This is a genomic window from Marichromatium sp. PS1 (genome assembly GCF_041155115.1).
Taxonomy (GTDB): Bacteria; Pseudomonadota; Gammaproteobacteria; order Chromatiales; family Chromatiaceae; genus Marichromatium; species Marichromatium gracile.
In genome coordinates, this window is sequence record NZ_BAAFHB010000002.1 from 1,394,034 (window position 1) to 1,416,572 (window position 22,539).

The 22,539-nt window shown below is 68.5% G+C and carries 16 protein-coding genes; 3 read left to right on the top strand and 13 right to left on the bottom strand.

Translation table 11 applies throughout. From position 1 onward, the window contains the following. Window positions 1–11 precede the first annotated feature (11 nt). Window positions 12–1,022 carry a S49 family peptidase gene (locus tag ACAM26_RS07715; RefSeq protein WP_123142381.1) on the top strand — a complete coding sequence of 337 codons (1,011 nt, stop codon included), beginning with the start codon at window positions 12–14 and terminating at the stop codon, window positions 1,020–1,022. Window positions 1,023–1,068: 46 nt separating this feature from the next. Here ACAM26_RS07715 and ACAM26_RS07720 read toward each other — a convergent pair whose 3' ends face one another. From ACAM26_RS07720 to ettA, 3 genes are all read right to left on the bottom strand, one after another. Then, the gene (locus tag ACAM26_RS07720; RefSeq protein ID WP_123142382.1) at window positions 1,069–1,680 is read right to left on the bottom strand and encodes a hypothetical protein; all 612 of its coding nucleotides are present in this window, start codon (window positions 1,678–1,680) and stop codon (window positions 1,069–1,071) included. Between the two features lie 68 nt (window positions 1,681–1,748). Continuing rightward, window positions 1,749–2,627: an ATP-binding protein gene (locus ACAM26_RS07725; protein WP_369613376.1), complete on the bottom strand. Its 879-nt coding sequence runs from the start codon at window positions 2,625–2,627 to the stop codon at window positions 1,749–1,751. A gap of 98 nt (window positions 2,628–2,725) precedes the next feature. Next, a complete protein-coding gene (gene ettA, locus ACAM26_RS07730; protein WP_369613377.1) occupies window positions 2,726–4,393 on the bottom strand; it encodes an energy-dependent translational throttle protein EttA in 1,668 nt (555 codons plus the stop codon). Window positions 4,394–4,558: 165 nt separating this feature from the next. Between ettA and mobB the strand changes: the two genes are divergently transcribed. Beyond that, on the top strand, window positions 4,559–5,092 hold the full coding sequence (gene mobB / locus ACAM26_RS07735; protein ID WP_369613378.1) for a molybdopterin-guanine dinucleotide biosynthesis protein B: 534 nt from the start codon (window positions 4,559–4,561) through the stop codon (window positions 5,090–5,092). Between the two features lie 15 nt (window positions 5,093–5,107). Here mobB and ACAM26_RS07740 read toward each other — a convergent pair whose 3' ends face one another. From ACAM26_RS07740 to ACAM26_RS07750, 3 genes are read right to left on the bottom strand one after another with little or no spacing between them, the layout of a single operon-like run. Further along, the gene (locus ACAM26_RS07740) at window positions 5,108–7,981 is read right to left on the bottom strand and encodes an EAL domain-containing protein (protein ID WP_369613379.1); all 2,874 of its coding nucleotides are present in this window, start codon (window positions 7,979–7,981) and stop codon (window positions 5,108–5,110) included. 6 nt (window positions 7,982–7,987) lie between these two features. Further along, window positions 7,988–8,428: a response regulator gene (locus tag ACAM26_RS07745; RefSeq protein ID WP_123142351.1), complete on the bottom strand. Its 441-nt coding sequence runs from the start codon at window positions 8,426–8,428 to the stop codon at window positions 7,988–7,990. A gap of 53 nt (window positions 8,429–8,481) precedes the next feature. After that, on the bottom strand, window positions 8,482–10,128 hold the full coding sequence (locus tag ACAM26_RS07750; protein ID WP_369613380.1) for a methyl-accepting chemotaxis protein: 1,647 nt from the start codon (window positions 10,126–10,128) through the stop codon (window positions 8,482–8,484). A gap of 338 nt (window positions 10,129–10,466) precedes the next feature. Between ACAM26_RS07750 and ACAM26_RS07755 the strand changes: the two genes are divergently transcribed. Beyond that, complete coding sequence (locus ACAM26_RS07755; RefSeq protein WP_369613381.1) at window positions 10,467–13,049, top strand: PAS domain S-box protein; 2,583 nt, start codon at window positions 10,467–10,469, stop codon at window positions 13,047–13,049. 3 nt (window positions 13,050–13,052) lie between these two features. Here the strand turns inward: ACAM26_RS07755 and ACAM26_RS07760 are convergent, their stop codons facing one another. From ACAM26_RS07760 to fmt, 7 genes are all read right to left on the bottom strand, one after another. Then, window positions 13,053–14,504: a TrkH family potassium uptake protein gene (locus ACAM26_RS07760; RefSeq protein WP_369613484.1), complete on the bottom strand. Its 1,452-nt coding sequence runs from the start codon at window positions 14,502–14,504 to the stop codon at window positions 13,053–13,055. A 7-nt stretch (window positions 14,505–14,511) separates the two neighbouring features. Continuing rightward, entirely contained in the window at window positions 14,512–15,885 is a 1,374-nt protein-coding gene (gene trkA / locus ACAM26_RS07765) for a Trk system potassium transporter TrkA (protein WP_123139860.1), read from the bottom strand. A 211-nt stretch (window positions 15,886–16,096) separates the two neighbouring features. Then, window positions 16,097–17,464: a sigma-54 dependent transcriptional regulator gene (locus ACAM26_RS07770; RefSeq protein WP_062273965.1), complete on the bottom strand. Its 1,368-nt coding sequence runs from the start codon at window positions 17,462–17,464 to the stop codon at window positions 16,097–16,099. Continuing rightward, a complete protein-coding gene (locus ACAM26_RS07775; RefSeq protein WP_123139859.1) occupies window positions 17,461–19,668 on the bottom strand; it encodes an ATP-binding protein in 2,208 nt (735 codons plus the stop codon). The genes ACAM26_RS07770 and ACAM26_RS07775 overlap by 4 nt, the downstream gene beginning before the upstream one ends. Next, window positions 19,650–20,225: a DUF4390 domain-containing protein gene (locus ACAM26_RS07780; RefSeq protein WP_062273961.1), complete on the bottom strand. Its 576-nt coding sequence runs from the start codon at window positions 20,223–20,225 to the stop codon at window positions 19,650–19,652. The genes ACAM26_RS07775 and ACAM26_RS07780 overlap by 19 nt, the downstream gene beginning before the upstream one ends. After that, window positions 20,222–21,565 carry a 16S rRNA (cytosine(967)-C(5))-methyltransferase RsmB gene (gene rsmB, locus ACAM26_RS07785; protein WP_369613382.1) on the bottom strand — a complete coding sequence of 448 codons (1,344 nt, stop codon included), beginning with the start codon at window positions 21,563–21,565 and terminating at the stop codon, window positions 20,222–20,224. Before rsmB ends, ACAM26_RS07780 begins: the two co-directional genes overlap by 4 nt. Then, complete coding sequence (gene fmt / locus ACAM26_RS07790) at window positions 21,558–22,496, bottom strand: methionyl-tRNA formyltransferase (RefSeq protein ID WP_123142348.1); 939 nt, start codon at window positions 22,494–22,496, stop codon at window positions 21,558–21,560. Before fmt ends, rsmB begins: the two co-directional genes overlap by 8 nt. Window positions 22,497–22,539 lie beyond the last annotated feature (43 nt).

The window sequence follows — 22,539 nt, forward strand, 5'->3', positions numbered from 1 at the left end:
AGACCGAGACCATGCAGTGGCGATTCTGGAAACGCTGGCGCAAGCCGCCGATGCCCGACCCCGACCAGCCCGGCTGGGAGCGGGCGCTGATCAACCATCTGGCGCTCGACTACATGCGTGAGCGCCGCCGCGCGCGGCGCTGGGGGCTGGTGCTCAAGCTGTTGATCCTGCTCTATCTGGTGGGGCTGGTGGTGGCCGCCTCGGTGCGCGACTGGGATCGGCGCATGGAGCTGACCGAGCCGCACGCGGCGCTGATCGAGGTCGACGGGGTGATCGCCGCCGACAGTGACGCCAGCGCCGATCGGGTGGTCGGGGCGCTGCGCAAGGCCTTCGACAACGACAAGGTCGAGGGGGTGATCCTGCGTATCAACAGCCCCGGCGGCAGTCCGGTGCAGGCCGGTTACATCAACGACGAGATCGCTCGGCTCAAGGCGAAATATCGCGAGGCCCATGATGGCGACGACCTGCCGGTGTACGCAGTGGCCGCCGATCTCTGCGCCTCGGGGGGCTATTACATCGCCGTCGGCGCCGATGCCATCTATGCCGACAAGGCCAGCCTGGTCGGCTCGATCGGGGTACGCATCGGCAGCTTCGGGCTCGATCGCCTGCTCGCCGACCTCGGCATCGAGCGCCGGCTGCTCACCGCCGGCGCCAACAAGGGTATTCTCGATCCCTTCTCGCCGCTGCCCGAGTCGCAGCGCGTCTTCATCCAGGGGGTGCTCGATACCCTGCACCAGCAGTTCATCGCCGAGGTCCGGGAAGGCCGTGGCGATCGTCTCCAGGGCGGCGACGAACTCTTCAGCGGGCTGTTCTGGAGTGGCGAGCAAGCGCTCGAGCTGGGCCTGATCGATGGTCTGGCGAGCGCCGGGACGGTGGCGCGCGAGCAGCTCGGCACCGAGACCGTGGTCGACTACACCCAGAAGCGCGACCTGCTCGACTCCTTCGCCGAGCGGCTCGGTGGCGGCATGGCCGGGGCGCTCGGCGCCCTGTTCGGCGGGCTCGACGCCGGGGTGCTGCGCTGAGACCACCCCGGCGACGCGCACCGCGCATCGCCGGGGCAGACCGCGATCAGTTGCCCAGCGCCTCCTCGATCGCATCGAAGTCGAGCTGCTTGAGATAGTCCTCGAGCGCGCCCTTGTCATCCAGCCCCGTCCCCTGGGCCTGGACCACCAGCCGACTGCCGACCATCAGGGTGATCTCGTAGTCGCGCGTGCCGGAGGCGTGTTCGACCATGCCGCGATGGCCGGCGAGGGCATAGGGTTTGAGCTCGGGGTTGCCCTGCATCATCATCGGCATCGACAGCGCCATGGTCAGCATCGGCATCATCGGCGAGTCGGCCATCAGGCTGAGCGTCAGGTCGCTGCCGTCCTCGCGATAGTAGCGACGGCTCAGGTGGGTACCGGTGATCATGCTCGCCATGCCGCCGGACTCGGCCACCGCCTCATCGGCCTGCCAGCCCGAGAGCGGCTCGGGCAGCAGTTCGAGCAGGCCCGCGCTGATCTTCTCCTGGACCTCGGCGATGGCCGCCTCGAGGTGACCGATGGCCCCGCGCAGGGCGCCGTCCTCGTAGGCCGTCTCGGCCGCCTCGATCTGCTCGATCACCGGGTCGGCGGCGGCACTCGCCGTCAGGGGCAGGCCGAGGGCGAGGAGGGCGGCGTACAGCGGGCTGGTTTGTTTCATGCGATGGTCTCCATGGCGTGTTTCGCCATCCGATTATCCACCGAACCCGTGTCGTCGGCAGCCCTCCGTCAGACCTCGCCCGTTCGCACCCGCCCGGCCCAGTCGCGCGCGAACTGCCAGGCGGTGCGCCCGCTGCGCGAGCCGCGGCGCAGCGCCCATTGCAGTGCGGCGCGTTCGATCTCGGGCCAGTCCTCGTTCAACCCAGCGTGCTCCAACCGTTCCAGCCAGTGGCGCACCACCGCCAGGTATTGCGTCTGGCTGAAGGGGTGGAAGGAGACCCACAGTCCGAAGCGATCGGACAGCGAGATCTTCTCCTCGACCGATTCGCCCTGGTGCAGCTCGCCGTCGACCACCCGCGCCTCGCGGTTCTCGGAGTGGAACTCGGGCAGCAGGTGGCGGCGGTTGGAGGTGGCGTAGATCAGCAGGTTCTCGGGGGTGGCGGCGATCGAGCCGTCGAGCGCGGCCTTGAGCGCCTTGTAGCTCGACTCGCCGGGCTCGAAGGAAAGGTCGTCGCAGAACAGGATGAAGCGCTCGGGGCGATCGCGGATCAGCGCGAGGATGTCGGGCAGCTGCAGCAGGTCGTCGCGGTCGACCTCGATCAGCCGCAGGCCCTGTTCGCGCAGGGCGTTGAACACGGCCTTGACCAGCGATGACTTGCCGGTGCCGCGCGAGCCCCACAGCAGCACATTGTTGGCGCTGCGCCCGGCGAGGAACTGCTCGGTGTTGCGCAGGATCTCCTGCTTCTGCCGCTCCAGGCAGAGCAGGTCGTCGAGCGCGAGCCGGTGCGGCGCGGGCAATGCCTGCAACTCGCCGCCGTGGTCGCCGCGCCGGCGCCAGAGGTAGGCGTGGGCCGACCAGTCGGGTGTCGGGGTGTGGGGGACGAGCACCCGCTCGAGACGATCGATCAGGGTCTCGGCACGGGCGAAGAGGTGTTCGAGTTCGGACATGGGCATTCCTGGGGTGTGCGACGCCCGCCCGGGTGGGCGGGCGCCCGGGGTCGGATCTGCCCGGACGACCGGCGCCGTTGTGGCGGCGCCGGGGCGGGTCAGGCCGAGAGCTTGCGGTACTTGATGCGGTGAGGCTGGTCGGCGTCGGTGCCGAGTCGGCGGTGACGGTCGGCCTCGTAGTCGGCGTAGTTGCCCTCGAACCAGGTCACCTGCGAGTCACCCTCGAAGGCGAGGATGTGGGTGGCGATACGGTCGAGGAACCAGCGGTCGTGGCTGATCACCACGGCGCAGCCGGGGAAGGTGAGCAGTGCCTCTTCGAGCGCGCGCAGGGTCTCGACGTCGAGGTCGTTGGTCGGTTCGTCGAGCAGCAACAGGTTGCCGCCGCGCTTGAGCAGCTTGGCCAGGTGGACGCGATTGCGCTCACCGCCGGAGAGGTCGCCGATGCGCTTTTGCTGGTCGGAGCCCTTGAAGTTGAAGCGGCTGCAGTAGGCGCGTGAGGGCATCTCGTAGCGACCGACGACGATGTTGTCGGCGCCGTTGGAGATCTCCTCCCACACCGTCTTGCTGTCGCCGAGGGTGTCGCGGCTCTGGTCGACGCAGGCGATGTCGACCGTCTCGCCGACGCGCAGGGTGCCCGAGTCGGCCTGTTCCTGGCCGGTGAGGATGCGAAACAGCGTGGTCTTGCCCGCGCCGTTGGGACCGATCACACCGACGATGCCGCCCTTGGGCAGGTTGAACGAGAGGTTCTCGTAGAGCAGCCGGTCGCCGTAGCCCTTGCGCAGGCCCTCGGCCTCGACCACCAGGTCGCCGAGACGCGGGCCCGGCGGGATGTAGATCTCGTTGGTCTCGTTGCGCGACTGGAACTCCTGCGACTGCAGCTCCTCGAAGCGGGCCAGACGCGCCTTGCTCTTGGCGTGACGGCCCTTGGGGTTGCTGCGCACCCACTCGAGCTCCTGCTTCATGGTCTTGATGCGCGCCTGCTCCTGCTTCTGCTCGAGCTCCAGACGCTTCTCCTTCTGCTCCAGCCAGCTCGAGTAGTTGCCCTCCCAGGGGATGCCGTGACCGCGGTCGAGCTCGAGGATCCAGCCGGCGACGTTGTCGAGGAAGTAGCGGTCGTGGGTGACCGCGACCACGGTGCCGGGGTAGTCGTGGAGGAAGCGCTCGAGCCAGGCGATCGACTCGGCGTCGAGGTGGTTGGTCGGCTCGTCGAGCAGCAGCATGTCGGGGCTCGACAGCAACAGCCGGCACAGCGCCACGCGGCGGCGCTCGCCGCCGGAGAGCTTGGTGACGTCGGCATCCCAAGGCGGCAGGCGCAGCGCCTCGGCGGCGACCTCGAGGGTGTGGTCGAGGTTGTGACCGCCGCTGGCCTCGAGCAGGTTCTCGAGCTCGGCCTGCTCCTGGGCGAGGGCGTCGAAGTCGGCGTCGGGCTCGGCATAGGCGGCATAGACCGCCTCGAGACGCTCGCTCGCCTGCTTGATGTGGGCGAGCGCCTCCTCGACGTTGCCGCGCACGTCCTTGTCGGGGTCGAGCTGGGGTTCCTGGGGCAGATAGCCGACCTTGATCCCCGGCTGCGGACGCGCCTCGCCCTCGATCTCGGTGTCGAGCCCGGCCATGATCTTGAGCAGGGTCGATTTGCCCGCGCCGTTGAGGCCGAGCACGCCGATCTTGGCGCCGGGGAAGAAGGACAGGGAGATGTCACGCAGGATGGTACGCTTGGGCGGCACGATCTTGCCGACCCGGTTCATCGTGTAAATGTACTGAGCCATGAGGTCCTTGCGGTCGTTGTCGAGAGTCGGGTGATGGTCCGGGCGCGGTGGGGCGCCCGGGCCGAGGTGTTGCGCCCCGGACGAGGCACTCATTCTGCGCTGGCACCCGGGAAAAGTCCAAGCGCAGACGACCGCTCGCGACCGCTGTCCCGAGGAGTGAACGCGATGGCAGTAGCAACCCTGCCGGTACTCGGCTTCGTCGCCCCCAGCGGCAGCGGCAAGACCACCCTGCTGTGTCGGCTGTTGCCGCTGCTGCGCGCTCGCGGGCTGCGGGTGGGCTGTCTCAAGCACGCTCATCACCGCTTCGAGGTCGATCATCCCGGCAAGGACAGCTTCGAGCTGCGCGCGGCCGGCGCCGAGCAGGTGCTGGTGGCCTCGCGCCGGCGCTGGGCGCTGATGGTCGAGACTCCGGAGGCGGACGCCGATCCCGATCTCGACACCCTGCTCGCGCGGCTCGATCCGAGCGGTCTCGACCTGGTGCTGGTCGAGGGTTTCAAGCATGCCGACTATGCCAAGATCGAGGTCCATCGCAGCGCGCTCGGACTCGCGCCGCTCTATCCCGAGGACCCGGCGATCATCGCCGTGGCTAGCGACCGGCCTTCACTGCCGGCCCCGGCGCCGCCCCGGCTCGCGCTCGACGACCCGGAGGCAATCGCCGAGTTCGTGCTCGAGTGGTTGGCCGGGCTGGGGGAGCGGTGAACGGGGCAGGTCGGGTCAGCGCAGGTACTGACGCGCGAACTCGGCGGTCGGCAGTGGACGGCTGAACAGATAGCCCTGGTAGGCGTCGCAGCCGGCCTGACGCAGGAAGTCGCGCTGGGCCTCGGTCTCGACGCCCTCGGCGAGCACCCGCAGGTTGAGGTTGCGTGCCATGGCGATGATGGTCGCGGCGATCTCGGCATCGTTGCGGTCCTCGGGGATGCCCTGGACGAAGCTCTTGTCGATCTTGAGCTTGTCGATCGGCAGCCGCTTGAGATAGGCCAGCGACGAGTAACCGGTGCCGAAGTCGTCGATCGAGAGTGCGATGCCGAGCGCGCGCAACGCCTCGAGGATCTCCATCCCGCGTCGGTTGTGCTGCATGATGGTGCTCTCGGTGAGCTCCAGCTCGAGGCGTTCGGGGGAGAGACCGGAGGCGGTCAGCTCGCGATCGACATGGAGCGCCAGGTCGGGCTGGGCGAACTGGTGACTGGAGATGTTGACCGCCAGGGTCAGCGGCGGGGCGCCGGCGTCGATCCAGTCCTGGAGCTGGCGACAGGCGGTGGCCAGTACCCAGGCGCCGAGCGGGATGATCAGCCCGGTCTCCTCGGCCAGGGGGATGAAACGGTCGGGCGGGATCAGCTCGCCGTCCGGGGTCTCCCAGCGCACCAGCGCCTCGATCCCGGTGAGCCGGGTGGTGTGCATGTCGACCTGGGGCTGGTAGTGCAGTACCAGCTCCTCGCGCTCGAGCGCGCGCCTGAGGCGTGATTCGAGCGAGAGTCGCGCGTTGGCGGCGCGGGTGAGCGACTCGGTGTAGTAGCGGTAGGTATTGCGCCCCTGCGCCTTGGCCTGGTACATCACGGTGTCGGCGTTGCGCAGCAGTTGGGTGGTATCGGTGCCGTTTTCCGGGTAGAGGCTGATGCCGATGCTGGCGCCGAGATAGATCTCGCGTCCGCCGGAGAGACGGAAGGGCTCGGCCATCAGATCGATGATCTGCTGGGCGAGGTTGCCGGCCTCGTCGGGGCGCTCGATCGACTCGAGCAACAGCACGAACTCGTCGCCGCCGAGCCGCGCCAGGGTGTCCTCGGCGCGGATGCGCGCGCGCATCCGCGCGGCGACGGCCTGCAGCAGTTCGTCGCCGACCGGGTGGCCGAGGCTGTCGTTGACGTTCTTGAAGCGGTCAAGGTCGATGAACAGCACCGCGACCTTGCTGCGCTCGCGCTCGGCGCGGTGGATGGCGTGTTCCAGGCGCGAGAGCAGCAGCAGCCGGTTGGGCAGGTCGGTGAGCGCGTCATAGTGGGCGAGGTGTTCGAGCCGGGCCTCGGACTGCTTGACCTGACTGATGTCGGAGAAGATGCCGACATAGTTGGTGGTGGCGCCGCGCTCGTCACGCACCCGGCTGATGGTGAGCCAGGCGGGAAAGATCTCGCCGTTGCGCCGACGGTTCCAGATCTCGCCCTGCCAGTGTCCGGTCTGCAGGATCGAGGCCCACATCGCCTGGTAGAACTGACGTTCGTGTCGGCCTGATTTCAACAGGTTCGGGGCATGCCCCAGCGCCTCATCCTCGTGATAGCCGCTGATCTCGGTGAACGCCTGGTTGACCGCGATCAGCCGATCGCCTCTGGCGTTCGAGACCATGATCCCCTCATGGGTGTTGTCGAGCACCGCGGCGGACAGCCTTAGCCGCTCCTGATCGCGCAGCCGCTCGGTGATGTCCTGGCCGACGCCGGCGATACCGATCACCGCTCCCTGCTTGTCGCGCACCGGGACGCCGTTGTAGCGATAGCTGCGAATCCCATTGACGGTTCGGGTGCGTCCCTCGATTTCGCAATAGCCCTGTTCGAGCGCGGCCTGGATGGCGCGTCTGAGCCTGGGGGCGTCGGTGTCGACGAACAGCCGCTCGATCGGCAGTTGGCGCAGGGCCTCGGCCGTATATCCGGTCTCGGCCTCGACGCGCTTGTTCCACCACAGCAGCCGGCCCTCGAGATCGACCATGTAGAGGGTGTCGCGTACCGCCTCGGTGATGGCGCGGCTCTCGCCATAGGCGCGCAGCAGTTCCTGTTGCGCGCGCTTGGGTTCGGTGATGTCGCGCACCGACTCGATGGCACCGACGATGACGCCCGCGCCGTCGCGCAGCGGCGAGGCCACCGAGCGCAGATAGATCCCCTGACCCTGGCCGATATGGGTGTTGAAGACCTCGGCGGTGAGCTGGTCGCCCTCCAGGCGCTGGAGGTTTTGATAGTGCTCGGGGTGGTGGTCGTCGGGGGCGAGGATGAGGTCGACCAGCAGCGCGCGGCGCTCGCCGTAGAAGGCCTTGGCATAGGCCTGGTCGCCCTGGCCGATGATCTGCTGACTGGCGATCCCGGTCATGCGCTCGACGGCGAGGTTCCAGACGATCACCCGGCCCTGGGTGTCGATGGCGAAGGTGGCGTCGGGGAGGAAGTTGATGATATCGGTCATGCGCCGCTCCGAGGCGCGCAGTGCCTCCTGGGCGCGGGCGCGCTCGGTGATGTGGCCGTATTCACGCAGCGCCCGTTCGAGCAGGCGGGGCATCTGGGTGAAGGTCTCGGGTGACTTGACCACATAGTCGAGTGCGCCGGCCTTCATCGCCTGTACCGCCATCTGCTCGTCGCCCTGACTGGTCATCACCAGCACCGGATAGCGGATGTCTTGCACCGCGCCGGGGAGCAGTTCGTAGGCCTTGCCGTCGACCAGGTTGAGGTCGGCGACCACCGCATCCGGTGGCTGTTGCGCGATCGCCTGCAGGGCCTCGGCCAGGGTCTGGGCCACGCGTGGATCGGCGAACTGCTCGCTGTCCTCGAGCGCGCGCGCGACCGCCTCGGCATGCGCCGGGTCGTCCTCGACGATCAGCACGGAGATCGGTGTTGGGGGCATAGGATGTCAACCGGGATAGCGGTTCCAGGCCAGCCAGTAGTGCCCGAGCGAGTCGAACAGCCGGGCGAAGGCATCGTAGTCGGCCGGCTTCACCAGATAACTGCTGGCCTGGTTGGAATAGGCGCCCTGGACATCGGGGTCGGCCGCCGAGGTGGTCAGGACCACGACCGGGATGCGCCGGAGCTGATCGTCGGCCTTGATCCGACGCAGTACCTCGAGCCCCTCGACCTTGGGCAGACGCAGATCGAGGAGGATGAGGTCGGGACGTGGGCTGCTCTCGGGGTCGCTGAAGCGGCCCTGACGGAACAGGTAGTCGAGCGCGGCCTGACCGTCCTCGACATGTTCCAACCGCGCCGGTAGTGCATTGGACTCGAGTCCGCGTCGGGTGATCTCGGCGTGTGCCGGATCGTCCTCGACCAGCAGCACCGAGAGTGTCTGTTCTTGCATGGCCTCCTCCGTTGCGGTGCGCCGGCTCGGTCGCGCCGCTACTGTAGTACCGCTCAGCCGCCCGCGCCGAACTTGAACTGGCCGATGAGCTGGCGCAGCGTCTCGCTCAGCTGTGCCAGCTCCTGGCTGGCGGCGGCGGTGTGCTGGGCGTTGTCGGCCGACTCTTCCGAGAAGTCGGAGATCTTGATCACGCTGTGATCGATCTCGGAGGCCGCCGCCGCCTGCTCCTCGGCGGCGCTGGCGACATGGGTGTTCATGTCGCGGATGGTGGTGATGGCGCCGCCGATCTCGGCGATCGCCTCGTGCGCCTGGCCGGCCTGCTCCAGGGTCTCGCGGGTGAGATGCTCGCCGCGATCGATGGCGGTGACCGCCTCCTGAGCGACCGCCCGCAGGTTCTGGATCATCTGTTGGATCTCGGTGGTCGAGGCCTGGGTACGGCTGGCGAGGGTGTGGACCTCGTCTGCGACCACGGCGAAGCCGCGTCCCTGTTCGCCGGCGCGTGCCGCCTCGATCGCGGCGTTGAGTGCGAGCAGGTTGGTCTGCTCGGCGATGGCGCGGATCACGTCGAGCACGCCGCCGATCGAGACGCTCTCCTCGCTGAAGCGGCGTACCGCATCGGCGGCCTGGGCGATCTCTTGGGTGAGCGTCTGGTTGGACGCCTGCACCTTGTCGACCGTCTCGCCACCCTGGCGGGCGCTGTCGTCGGCGCTGAAGGCCGAGGCTGCTGCGTCCTCGGCGCTCTTGGCGATCTCCTTGATGGTGGCGGTCATCTCGGTGACCGCGGTGGCCACCTGTTGGATCGCGCCACGCTGGCGTTCGATGCCGTCGTTGTTCGATTGGGTGATGGTCGAGAGCTGCTCGGCGGCGGCGGCGATCTGTTCGGTGGCGCGGGCGACCGCGCCGATGGTGCGCTCGGTCTTGTCGGCGAACTCGTTGAAGCCCGCCGCCATGTCGGTGATCTCGTCGCGCCCACTGGTGTCGAGGCGCTGGGTGAGGTCGCCATCGCCCTTGGCGATCCGGTGCATCGCCCGCGCCGCCTCGCCGATCGGAACGGTGATCGAGCGCGAGGTCAGCGCGATCAAGGCCATGACCAGGAGCAGCATGGCCGTGCCCAGCCCCCCCATCAGCGTGGCGTGACGCCAGAAGGCGGTGTCGACGTCGTCGATGTAGATCCCGCTGGAGACGATCCAGCCCCAGGTCGGCTCGCGCTGGGCGAAGGTGAGTTTGGGTTCGGGATGCTCCGCGCCCGGCTTGGGCCAGACATAGTGCACCGAGCCGCGGCCATCGCGCTCGACCTGCTCAAGCAGCTCGGCGACGAAGCGCTTGCCGTTGGCGTCGGTCTGCTGGCGTCCGTCGTTGCCGACCAGCTCGGGTTTGATCGGGTGCATCAGCATGAAGCCGCGGCGATCACGTACCCAGAAATAGTTGTTACCGTCATAGCGCATCGTGCGCAGGGCCTCGAGCGCGCTGCGTTCGGCCTCTGCGCGGGGGAGTTCACCGGCCTCGACGAGTCCCTGGTAGTGCTTGACGACGCTATGCGCGGTCTCGACCAGTTTCTGGACCTGGGTGAACTTCTCCTGCACCAGGATCGACCTCACCTCGAACAGTGCCAGCGCGACCCCGGCGATGATCCCGAACAGCACCAGGGCCGAGAGCATCAATAGACGCTGCTTGATGGTGAGTGACCGCATCAGCTTCATGCCTGTACCTCTGTCGTCTTGCGTGCGTTGCTATGCTTTGTCGTCAGTGAAGGAATCACTGGCGGGGTAATCGTTGCAAGGTGCCGTGGTCGTCGGCCGACCTGTCCGTCGACACCGTCGCCGTCTCGTGCCCTGCCTTAGGAATGGACGCAGGTGATGCCTTAATCAATCGTTCCCGTTCGGGAAATCATCGGCGGATGTCGACGGCTTCACCGAAATCCTCCGGCCCTGTGCACCCCCCTTGGCCGACTTGCAGCTGTCCCGTCAGCGCCGGCGTCGACACCCCAGTGGCCGGGGTGTGTCACCCCCGGCCTGTTGTCTCCAGCGAGGTGGATGGAATGGATAATGAACCCAGTTCGGCATGTTGCATGGATGACGGCGTCGGTGCGGTGGTGGTCGACGAGGCGGGACGGATCTGTCAGGTCGATGCCGACTGGAGTGCCTCGCTCGGTCTGTCGGTGGCGGCGCTGCTCGGTCAGACGCTCGATGTCCTGCTCGACCCACCGCCGTCCTGGGAGCTGCTGAGTGCGCCGCGCCCCTGGCGCGGCAAGCTGCGGTTGCGTTGCGGTGGGGCCGGTGAGCGGTGGTTGCGCGCACACCTGGTGCCGGTGCTCGATGAGGCGGGCCGGATGCGCTGCTGCACCCTGATGTTCGAGCCGCTACCGCCAATGCCGTCGCCCGAGGTTGGTGAAGGTGTCAGCCGGTCTCAGCTGCTCGAGTCGGTCGCAGACTCGGCCTCCGATGCCATCGTGGTCGCCAGACTCGAGCGGCTGGAGGTGATCTATGCCAATCGCGCCGCCCATCTACTGTTCGGCTGTGACCCGGAGTCGCGCGACATGATCGGTCGCGCCGGGGGGCAGTTCTGGCCGGAGGACGGCCTCGCGGTGCTCGAGGCACTGCTGCCCGAGGCGCTCGCCGGTGGCTGGCGTGGCGAGCTGCGCCAGCGCCGACTCGATGGCAGCGAGTTCCTCGCCGACGCGACCATCTTCGCCCTGCCCAGCCCGATCGGGGCGCCCGAACTGGTGGCCGGTATGCTGCGCGATCTCAGTGCGCGTCAGCAGGCGGAGCGTCAGCGGCGACTGGCGCACTTCGCCCTGGAGCGCTCGGGGGATGAGGTCTTCCTGCTCGATGCCGAGGCGCGCTTCGTCTATGTCAATGAAAGCATGCATGAGACGCTCGGCCTGAGCCGCGAGCGGCTGTTGACCATGTCGGTGCCGGACATCGATCCGCTGTTCCCGCCGCAGCGACTGCAGGAGGTGTTCGCTCGATTGCTCGAGGAGTCGTCGATTCGACTCGAGACCATCCATCAGCGTGGTGATGGTTCTCGCTTCCCGGTGGAGATCCTCGCCAGTCATTTCGTCGTCGATGGCGAGCCTTACTACAGCTGCATCGGGCGCGATATCACCGAGCGGGTGGCCGCGAGGCGCGCACTCGAGGAGTCGCAGGAATATCTCGACACCCTGATCGACACCTTGCCCGATGCGCTCTTCGCGATCGATGCCGAAGGCGTGGTGACCATCTGGAACCGGGCCATCGAGCAGATGTCGGGGGTACCCAGGGAGCAGGTGCTGGGCAAGGGAGGGCGCGCCTATGCGACGGCCTTCTATGGTGAGTCGCGACCGATGCTGATCGATCTGGTCTTCGCCCCGCCCGAGGCGCGCGAGGACATCCTGCGTTGCTACGACTATGTCCATCGTGACGGCGACGTACTGCTGACCCAGGTCTATCTGCCGCGGGTCTTCGGCGGACGCGGGGCCCATGTCTGGGGTAAGGCGGCGCCACTGCGCGATGCCGAGGGACGGGTGTTCGGCGCGCTCGAGATCATCCGTGACATCACCGAACTCAAGGAGGCCGAGCGGGCGCTGCGCCTGAGCGAGGCGCGCTTCCGCTCGGTGGTGAGCAATACCCCGGTGATGATCTTCGAGTTCGACGCCGACGGCGTCTTCCGGCTCTGCGAGGGCAGCGGCCTGGAGTCGCTGGGGCTCGAGCCCGGCGCCCTGGTCGGGCAGTCGGTGGCCGGTTTTCTCGGTGCCGACACCGGGGTCGAGACGCACATCGCCCAGGCGATCGGCGGCGACAAGGTACAGTTCACCGCCGCACTCGGTCGACAGGTGTTCGAGACCTACTTCAACCCGGTGCGCGATCCCGGTACCGACAGCGGGGTGTCGGTGATCGGGGTTGCGGTCGATGTCACCGAGCGCACCGAGCGCGAGGCCGAGCTGCGTCAGCGCACCGACGAGTTGACCCGCTTCACCTATACCGTCTCGCACGACCTCAAGAGCCCGCTGGTGACCATCCGCACCTTCCTCGGCTTTCTCGAGCGCGACATCGCCGCCGGCGACGAGGCGCGCATCGCCAAGGACCTGGGGTTCGTGCGCAATGCCTCGGAGCGGATGACGCGCTTGCTCGATGAGTTGCTGGAGTTGTCGCGCATCGGTCGGCTGGTCAACGACCCGACCGAGTTCAGTCTGCGCGATGTGGTCGATGAGGTGCTCGAGCTGGTCGCCGGACGCATCGTCGAGCGCGGCGTCGAGGTGACGGTGAGCGATGCGCCGGCATGGATCCTGGGGGATCGCCCACGCCTGACCGAGGTCTTCCTCAACCTGATCGACAATGCGGTCAAGTTCATGGGCGATCAGTCGGCGCCGCGTATCGAGATCGGACTCGAGAGATTGGACGACGCGCTGGTGGTGGTCGTTGCCGACAACGGCAAGGGGATCGATCCGCGCCATCTGCACAAGGTCTTCGGGCTGTTCGAGCGCCTCGACCTCGAGGGCGACGGCACCGGCATCGGTCTGGCCCTGGTGCAGCGCATCGTCGAGGTCCACGGCGGGCGGATCTGGGCCGAATCACCGGGGCCCGGGCAGGGGGCGCGCTTCTGCTTCACCCTCGCCGGACTCGAGCTGCGCACCGCCGGTTGAGCCTCAGCGCTGCCAGAAGGTGGGGGTGAGCAGCACCAGCAGGGTGAAGATCTCGAGCCGGCCGAGCAGCATGGCAAAGCAGAGGATCCACTTGGCCGGGTCGTAGATGTCGGCGAAGTGCGGGCCGACCATGGCCAGCCCTGGACCGAGGTTGTTGATACAGGCGGCGACCGCCGAGAAGGAGGTCAACAGGTCGAGTCCGGTGGCCGCCAGCATCAGATACATCAGCACGAAGCAGGCGACATAGAGCGAGAAGAAGCCCCATACGGCATCGACCACCCGGTGATCGATGCTCTTGCCGCCGATGCGCACCGGGATCTGCGCGTTGGGGTGGATCAGGCGACCGATCTCGCGCACGCCCTGCTTGATCAGCAGCAGGAAGCGGATGACCTTGATGCCGCCGCCGGTGGAGCCGGCGCAGCCGCCGACGAAGCTGGTGAACAGCAGCAGGATCTGCAGGAAGGGCGGCCAGAAATAGAACTCGGCGGTGGCGAAGCCGGTGGTGGTGCCGATCGAGACGGCCTGGAACAACCCCTTGGTGAAGGCGTCGTCCCAGGTGATGAAGGTGTCGGTGCGATAGAGTGCGACCGTGGCGATGGCGGTCACCGTCACCATGATCAGCAGATAGAAGCGCCACTCGCTGTCGTGGAGATAGACCCCGAGGCTGTGGCGGTGTACCGCCACGAAGTGCAGCGCGAAGTTCATCCCCGCCAGCAGCATGAACACCACCGCGATCATCTCGATCAGGGTGCTGTCGAAGTGACCCATGCTGAGGTCATGGGTCGAGAAGCCGCCGATGGCCACAGTCGAGAAGGCGTGACCGATGGCATCGAACAGGGTCATGCCCGCGCTCCAGTAGGCCAGTGCGCAGGCCACCGTCATCCACAGATAGATGTACCACAGCGCCTTGGCCGTCTCGGTGATGCGCGGGGTGAGCTTGGAGTCCTTCATCGGTCCCGGCATCTCGGCGCGATAGAGCTGCATGCCGCCGATGCCGAGCATCGGCAGCACCGCGACGGCGAGCACGATGATCCCCATACCGCCGAGCCACTGCAGCTGCTGGCGATAGAAGAGGATCGACTTGGGCAGGTCGTCGAGTCCGACGATCACGGTTGCGCCGGTGGTGGTCAGCCCCGAGATCGACTCGAACACCGCATCGGTCGGCGACAGTACCGGGTCGGGGGCGAGCAGGAAGGGCAGGGCACCGGCCAGCCCCAGGGTGGTCCAGAACAGCACCACCACCAGGAAGCCGTCGCGCAGCCGCAGCACCGCCTGATACCGCATCACCGGGAGGAAGATCAGCAGTCCGGCGCTGAGCAGGATGGCGAAGGCGACCAGGAAGGGCCAGGCCTCACCGTCGGCATAGATCAGCTCCACGACCACCGGTGGCAGCATGGCGAAGCTGAACACCGCCAGCAGCAGGCCCAGCACCTTCTGTACCGCAGCGAACTTCATCATGGCGCTAGAGGAAGGTGACGCCGACCTGGAACAGACGCTCGACCTCGGGGATGCGGCGCTTGTCCTGGAGGAAGAGGATGACGTGGTCCTCGGACTGGATCCGGGTGTCGTGGTGGGCGATCAGCACCTGGTCGCCGCGCACCAGTGCGCCGATGCTCGCCCCCTTGGGCAGACGGATCTCGGCGATGGAGCGTCCGATCACCTTGCTCGAGGTCTCGTCGCCGTGGGCGATGGCCTCGATCGCCTCGGCCGCCCCGCGGCGCAGCGAGTGCACCATCACCACGTCGCCGCGGCGCACGTGCTTGAGCAGGCTGCCGATGGTCGCCTGCTGCGGCGAGATGGCGACATCGATCGCTCCCGACTGCACCAGGTCGACATAGGAGGGGCGGTTGATCAGCGCCATCACCTTGCGCGCGCCGAGGCGCTTGGCGAGCATCGCCGAGAGGATGTTGGCCTCGTCGTCGTCGGTCACCGCGCAGAACACGTCGGTGCTCTCGATGTTCTCCTCGAGCAGCAGGTCCTGGTCGGCGGCGTCGCCGTGGAGCACGATGGTCTTCTCCAGGTCCTCGGCGATGTGCTTGCAGCGCTTCAGGTCACGCTCGATGATCTTCACCCGGAAGCTGCGCTCGAGCGCGCCGGCCAGCCGCGTGCCGATGTTGCCGCCGCCGGCGATGATCATCCGTCGGTAGGTCTTGTCGAGCCGGCGCAGCTCGCCCATCACCGCGCGGATGTGTTCGGGGGCGGCGACGAAGAAGACCTCGTCGTCGACCTCGATGACGGTGTCGCCCTCGGGCTGGATGGCGCGGTCCTGGCGATAGATCGCCGCCACCCGCGCCTCGATGTTGGGCATGCGCTGGTGCAGGGTGCGCAGCTCCTGACCGACCAGCGGGCCGCCGTAATAGGCCTTGACCGCCACCAGACGGATGCGCCCGCCGGCGAAGTCGAGCACCTGCAGGGTGCCGGGGTTCTCGATCAGACGGATGATGTAGTCGGTGACCAGCGCCTCGGGGCTGATCGCGACATCGATCGGCAGCGCGTCGGTGCCGAACAGTCGCGGCTGGTCGAGGAAGCTCTGGGCGCGCACCCGGGCGATCTTGGTCGGGGTGTGGAACAGGGTGTAGGCGACCTGACAGGCGACCATGTTGGTCTCGTCGCTGTTGGTCACCGCGATGATCATGTCGGCGTCCTCGGCGCCGGCGCGTGCGAGCACGTCGGGGTGGGCGCCGTGACCGTAGACGGTACGCAGGTCGAAGCGGTCCTGCAGCTCGCGCAGCAGCGCCGGGTTGTGATCGACCACGGTGATGTCGTTGGCCTCGCTGACCAGGTTCGCCGCCACCGAGGTGCCGACCTGGCCGGCGCCGAGGATGATGATCTTCATGCCGCGCTCGGCCCTCGGTCGGGCGCCAGCGGCCAGCGGCCAGCTGCCAGCCACCAGCGGTCAGTCGCCAGTGGCCAGCCTCCCGTCGCCAGCTTCCAGCGGTCTGTCGGTCCCGGGCGCCGTGGCGCGCGCGCCGCCGCCCCGCGGCTGGTGGCCGAGCACTGGTGGCTGGCAGCTGGTGGCTGGTCGCTGGCCGCTGGCTGCTCGATCCTCATCGCCGTTCCTTGATCTCGATGCCGAGCGAGCGCAGCTTGCGATAGAGATGGGTGCGCTCCATCCCCGCCTCCTTGGCCATCTTGCTGACGTTGCCGCCGTGCTTCTCGAGCTGGTAGTCGAGATAGGCCTTCTCGAACTGCTCGCGCGCCTGACGCAGCGGCTGGTCGAAGGAGACCAGCCCCTCGAGCGCCTGGGCCTGTACCGGTGGCGGCGCGCCGAGCGCGCTCTCGACCTCCTTCTGGCTGATCTCGTCGCCGGCGCCGAGGATCAGCACCCGCTGCACCAGATTCTTCAGCTCGCGCACGTTGCCCGGCCAGGTGTAGTTGCGCAGGAAGTTCTGCGCGCCGACGCTGAAGCGCCGATAGGGCAGTTTCTCGTGGGTGGCGAAGTAGTCGAGATAGAAGTTGAGCAGGTCGGGGACGTCCTCGGCGTGCTCGCGCAGCGGCGGGACGTGCAGCGGCACCACGTTGAGATGATAGAAGAGGTCCTCGCGGAAGCGCCCGGCCTGGACCTCTTCCTCGAGGTTGCGCTGGGTGACGGCGATGATGCGCACGTCGATGCGCACCGGTTCGCTGCCGCCGATGCGCAGGAAGGAGCCGCTGTCGAGCGCGCCGAGGAGCTTGGCCTGGGCGTCGAGCTCCATGTCGGCGACCTCGTCGAGCAACAGGGTGCCGCCGGCGGCCTTCTCCAGGCTGCCGTAGTGGATGTGCTCGCCCTCCTCGGTGCCGAACAGCTCGCGTGCGGCGTTGCCGCCGGCCAGGGTGGAGACGCTGAGGTCGACGAAGGGGCGCTCGCGTCGCGCGCTCTGCGAGTGCAGATAGCGGGCGAAGGTCTCGCGACCGCTGCCGGCGTCGCCGGTGATCAGCACCCAGGTGTCGTGCTGGGCGATGCGCTTGACCTGTTCGCGCAGCCGCAGCATCGCCGCGCTGCGCCCGACCGGCTCGTGGACCAGCGGGGTGCGGCGCTTGAGCCCGATGTTCTCCTGATGGAGCTTGTCGGCCTCGAGCGCGCGCTCGACGGTGAGCAGCAGCTTGGCCATCGACAGCGGCTTCTCGAGGAAGTCGTAGGCGCCGAGCCGGGTGGCCTCGACGGCGGTCTCGACGGTGCCGTGCCCGGACATCATGATCACCGGGCAGGGCAGGCTGTCCTCCTCGGCCCACTCCTTGAGCAGGGTGATGCCGTCGAGGTCGGGCATCCAGATGTCGAGCAGGATCAGGTCGGGACGACGGTCGCGCAGCGCATGCCGGGCCGCCTCGCCATTCTCGGCGCCGGCCACGGTGTAGCCCTCGTCCTCGAGAATGTCCTGGACCAGGCCGCGGATGTCGGGCTCGTCGTCCACGACCAAGATATGGGTTGCACTCATGTCTCTGTGTGTGTTCCTCGCGCTTGAGCGTCCCGGCCGGGGGGCTGCCAGACGGGCAGTCGGATCTCGATCCGAGCGCCGGAACCGGTGTTTTCGACGACGATGATACCGCCGTGTTCCTCGATTATCCTCTTGACGATCGCCAGCCCCAGGCCGGTGCCCTTGGCCTTGGTGGTGACATAGGGCTCGAACAGCCGCTCCATCAGGTGAGGCTCGAAGCCGGGACCGTTGTCGCTGATCTCGAGCCAGACGCCATGCTGCTCGCCCGTCTCGCGCACCCCGGTGGCGACGCGGATGCGGCCATCGGGGTTGCCTTCGAGCGCCTCCTGGGCGTTCTTGATCAGGTTGTGCAGTACCTGGCGCAGGCGCAGCGCATCACCGTTGATCTGGTGCTCGTCGGCGCCGAGCGCGACCTGCAGTGCGCCGGCCCCGGCGCTGCGATAGAGGTCCAGCACCTCGCGCACCAGACGGTCGAACACCAGCGGCTCGGGGCGCAGCTGCGGCGAGCGGGCGTAGTCCGAGAAGTCGTTGACCATCGCCTTCATCGCCTCGACCTGCTGGATGATGGTGTGGGTGGCGCGGTCGATGACCCGGGCGTCGGCCTCCTCGGCCTTGCGCAGCAGCTTGTGGCGCAGCCGCTCGGCGGAGAGCTGGATCGGGGTCAGCGGGTTCTTGATCTCGTGCGCCAGACGCCGCGCCACCTCGCCCCAGGCCGCCTCGCGCTGGGCGGTGATCAGCGAGGTGATGTCGTCGAACACCACCACGTGCCCGGGGGCCTCGTCGTCGCCGCCGGGCAGTGGGCTGCCGCGACACATCAACGTCTGGCTGCCCTCCTGGCGCTGCAGCTGTACCTCGGCGCGCCAGGCCTGGCCGCTCGCGACCTGTTGGCGCACGGTCTCGGTCCAGGGGCTGAGCCAGGGATGGTATGCGGCGATCTGGTCGAGATCTACCGCCGAGGCCTCGGCGATCTCGAGGTCGAGGATCGCGCGTGCGGCCGGGTTGGCGGTGCGCAGGCGGTGCTCGGCATCGAGCGCCGCGACCCCGGAGGAGAGCCGACCGAGCACCGTCTCGAGATAGTTGCGCTGGGTCTCGACGGCCTGCTGGCTGCGCTCGGCCGCGTCGCGGGCGCGGGCGATGCGCCGCGACATGGCGTTGAACGAGGCGACCAGGAAGGCCAGCTCGTCGTCGTGACGTGGCAGCGGGATCTGCTGGCCGTAGTCGCCCTCGGCGATGGCGCGGCTGGCGCGGGCGATGTCGGCCACCGGGGCGACCAGTCGCCGCGCGGTGTGGAAGGCGACGATCAGCGCCGCCATCAGGCTGAACAGCAGCACCAGCGAGAGCGTCAGCGAGAAGCTCAACTTGAGCGAGTTGCGCAGATAGGCCAGCTCGGTATAGCGGTTGTAGGCCGCCTCGAGCTGATCGGAGAGCTCACCGATACGCGCCGAGGTGGGGAAGATCGCCTGCATCTGCATCGGTCGCCCGAGCGGGTCGTTGACCAGCACCCGCACCACCAGATCGGCGCCCGGCACCGAGTCGAGTCCGACGTAGTTGTTGCCCGCGCGCACGCTCTGCTGGATCTCGCGCTCGGCGTGGTTGGGCACCAGCTTGGTCGGGTCCTCGCTGGCGTTGGCCAGCACCTGGCCGTTGCCGCCGTAGACGGTCAGCTCGATCGCCCCGGCCTGGCGGCGCAGGCTGTCGAGGCTCAGCGCGATCGCCGTCGAGGAGCGATCCTCGATGCTCACCAGCAGCTGTTCGGTGTATTTGCTCAGTACCCGCTGGTTGAGGTCGAGCGAGGCCTGGTTGAGCACCAGGGCGTCTTCCATCGCCTGGCCGATCTCGACGTCGAACCAGCTGTCGATGCCGCGCAGCAGGAAGCCCAGGGAGAAGTAGTAGACGGTGCCCACCGGCAGCAGCGAGAGCACCGCGAACAGCGCCACGATCCGTGCCGTCAGCCGCGACCCGGCGGCCTGCTGGCGATAGCGCCGGACCAGGCGGACGACGTTGAAGCCGACCAGCAGCGCCAGCATCCCGAGCCCGGCGAGCACCACGAAGAGCAGCGGTACGAAGGCCCGGCTGAGCGCCTCGGAGTTGGCCACCGAGTCGCGCATCAGCACCAGCACCACGAACAGCGCGGCGATCAGGATCGCCACCGGCAGGGTGCCGAGCCCGAGTCCGCGCAGTCGACTCACGGTTGCAGTGGCCATTTGGTCCACCCGCTCGAGAGTTTCCAGGCCGGTTTGAGGTAGGCCATCGGGCGCAGCGGCAGCGGTAACGCCTCGATCTCCAGGGTGGTGCGCAGCTGCACCTCGTAGTCGCTGTCGGGAGCGAGTCGCGCGGCGCCGAGCAGCCGCAGGTCGATGAGTTCGCCGAGCGCGCGCAGCGCCGCCTCGCGCGAGACGAAGCTGCGCCCCTCGGTGTCGGGCAGGGTGTAGACCTGATAGCGCTCGGAGAGCGGCTTGTAGCGGATGACGCGGCGCAGCTGGAGGTCGGCGAGGCTGTCCTCCCACAGCCAGGCGCCGCTGCGGCGGACCTGGATGTGGATCAACACCGTCAGCGGTACGCCGTTGTCGAGCGCCTCGAGCGCCTCGGCGCTGAAGCCGTAGTCGATCTCGGCGCTGAGACGGTAGCCGCGGTCGTCGTCGAGTCGGGTGTCGAGACGCTGTACCCGGAAGTCATCGCCGGCGATCGCCAGCGAGACCCAGGCGAGCAGGAGACCGAGGACCAGAGCCGTCGATGGGGTACGCAGGCGCCGTGCCCTCATGAGGCCGGTTTCTCGAGCAGGGCGTAATAGAAGCCGTCACTGCCGCCGCTGCTGGGCAGCAGCTGTCGACCATGGGGTCGGGCGACGCCGGGGGCACCGGGCAGCGGACACTCGCGGACCTCGGGGTGACGCTCGAGGAAGGCGGCGATCTGGCGATGGTTCTCGTCGCCGAGCAGCGAGCAGGTGGCGTAGAGCAGCCGGCCGCCGGGGGCGAGCAGCGGCCAGATCGCCTCGAGGATGGCGCGCTGCTGGTCGCAGAGCGCGGCGATGTCCTCGGCGCGCCGCAGCCACTTGATGTCGGGATGGCGGCGGATCACCCCGGTGGCCGAGCAGGGCACGTCGAGCAGGATGCGCTCGAAGCCGGTCGCGGCCCAGTCGCCCTCGGGGCGGGCGGCGTCGGCCTCGACCAGGGTCGCGCGCAGTCCGAGTCGGTCGAGCAGCGTGGCGACCGACTGCAGCCGCTCGCCGTCGACGTCGAGCGCGGTCAGCGTCAGTTCGCCGCCGGCGCGCTCGAGGATCGCTGCGCTCTTGCCCCCGGGCGCGGTGCAGGCGTCGAGCACCCGCATCCCGGGCGCGGCCTCGAGCAGCTCGGCGGCGAGCTGGGCGCCGGCGTCCTGTACCGACACCCGCCCCTCGGCGAAGCCCGGCAGACGTTCGGTCGGGCGCGCGTGGGCGAGGGTCAGGCCGTGTGGACAGCCGGCGACGGGTGCGGCATCGACCCCTTCGGCGGCGAGTTCGGCGAGATAGTCGGCGCGGGTGCCGCGCAGCGGGTTGACCCGCAGGGTCATCGGCGCGCGGGTGTCGCTGGCGGTGATGATTTGCTCCCAGTCGTCGGGCCAATCGCGGCGCAGCTGCTCGCGTAGCCACTCGGGCACCGGCCAGCGCACCCGGGGGTCGTGCTCGATCGCCGCGAGCAGGCTCTCGCGTTCGCGCAGGAAGCGGCGCAGCAGGGCGTTGACCAGCCCGGCCTTGCCCGGTCGCGAGAGTTGGCGGGTGGCCTCGACCGTGGCCGCGACCGCGGCGTGCGGCGGGGTCTTCATCGCGGTGAGCTGATAGAGCCCGATCAGGATCAGCGCCTGGAGCTCGGCCTCGCGCTTGGGCAGCGGACGATGCAGCAGCTGCCCGGCGAGTGCCTCGAGCCGTGGCAGGGTGCGCAGTGCGCCATAGGTCATCTCCTGGACCAGGGCGCGATCGGCGGCCTGGTCCGGCAGTCGCAGCCGTTGCAGCACCCGGGTGAGCGACTGACCGCGATCACGGACCTGGTGCAGCGCGCGCGCTGCGGTGGCGCGCGCGGCGGCGCCGCTGCCGTCGGGACGGGGGGCGGAGCGGGGATCAGCCAAGCAGGACACCCTCGAGATTGCGGGCGTTGATGAAGGCGGCGGCCTCCATCGGGCGCTTGCCGGAGGGCTGGAGCCGGGTGATGCAGAGCAGACCCTCGCCGGTGGCGACACGGATGCCGTGCTTGTCGGCGCCGACGACGCGACCGGGTTCGGCGGTGGTGGCCTCATCCAGCGCGCGGGCGCCCCAGACCCTGAGCTGCTCGTCATCGAGCCGGGTATGGGCGACCGGCCAGGGATCGAAGGCGCGGACCTGACGCTCGATCGCCACGGCCGGGGCGCTCCAGTCGATCAGCGCCTCGTCCTTGGTGAGCTTGTGGGCATAGGTCGCGGCGGCATCGTCCTGGGTCTCCGCCGGGCGGCTGCCGTCGGCGATCCCGGGCAGGGCCTCGACCAGGGCGCGCGCGCCGAGTTCGGCGAGCCGGTCGTGGAGGCTGCCGCCGGTCTCGTCGGCGGCGAGCGTGGTCTCGAGCCGATGGTAGACCGGGCCGGTGTCGAGTCCGGCTTCCATCTGCATGATGCAGACCCCACTGGTGGGGTCGCCGGCGAGCACCGCGCGCTGGATCGGCGCTGCGCCGCGCCAGCGCGGCAGCAGCGAGGCGTGGACATTGACGCAGCCCAGGCGCGGCGCATCGAGCACCGCTTGGGGCAGCAGCAGGCCGTAGGCGACCACCACCATCAGGTCGGCCTCGAGCGCGGCCAGCTCGGCGACCGCCGCCGGGTCGCGCTTGAGGCTCTGGGGCTGATGGACGGGGATCGCGTGTTCGAGCGCGAGCTGTTTGACCGGGCTGGCCTGGAGCTTGCGCCCGCGTCCGGCGGGGCGATCGGGCTGGGTGTAGACGCCGACCACCTGGTGGCCCGCGGCGATCAGCGCGGCGAGGCTCGGACAGGCGAAGTCGGGCGTTCCGGCGAAGATGATTCGCAGTGCACGCATGGGAGAATCGGTCTGGGTCTGGGTTGATGTCGAGGCGACGGCT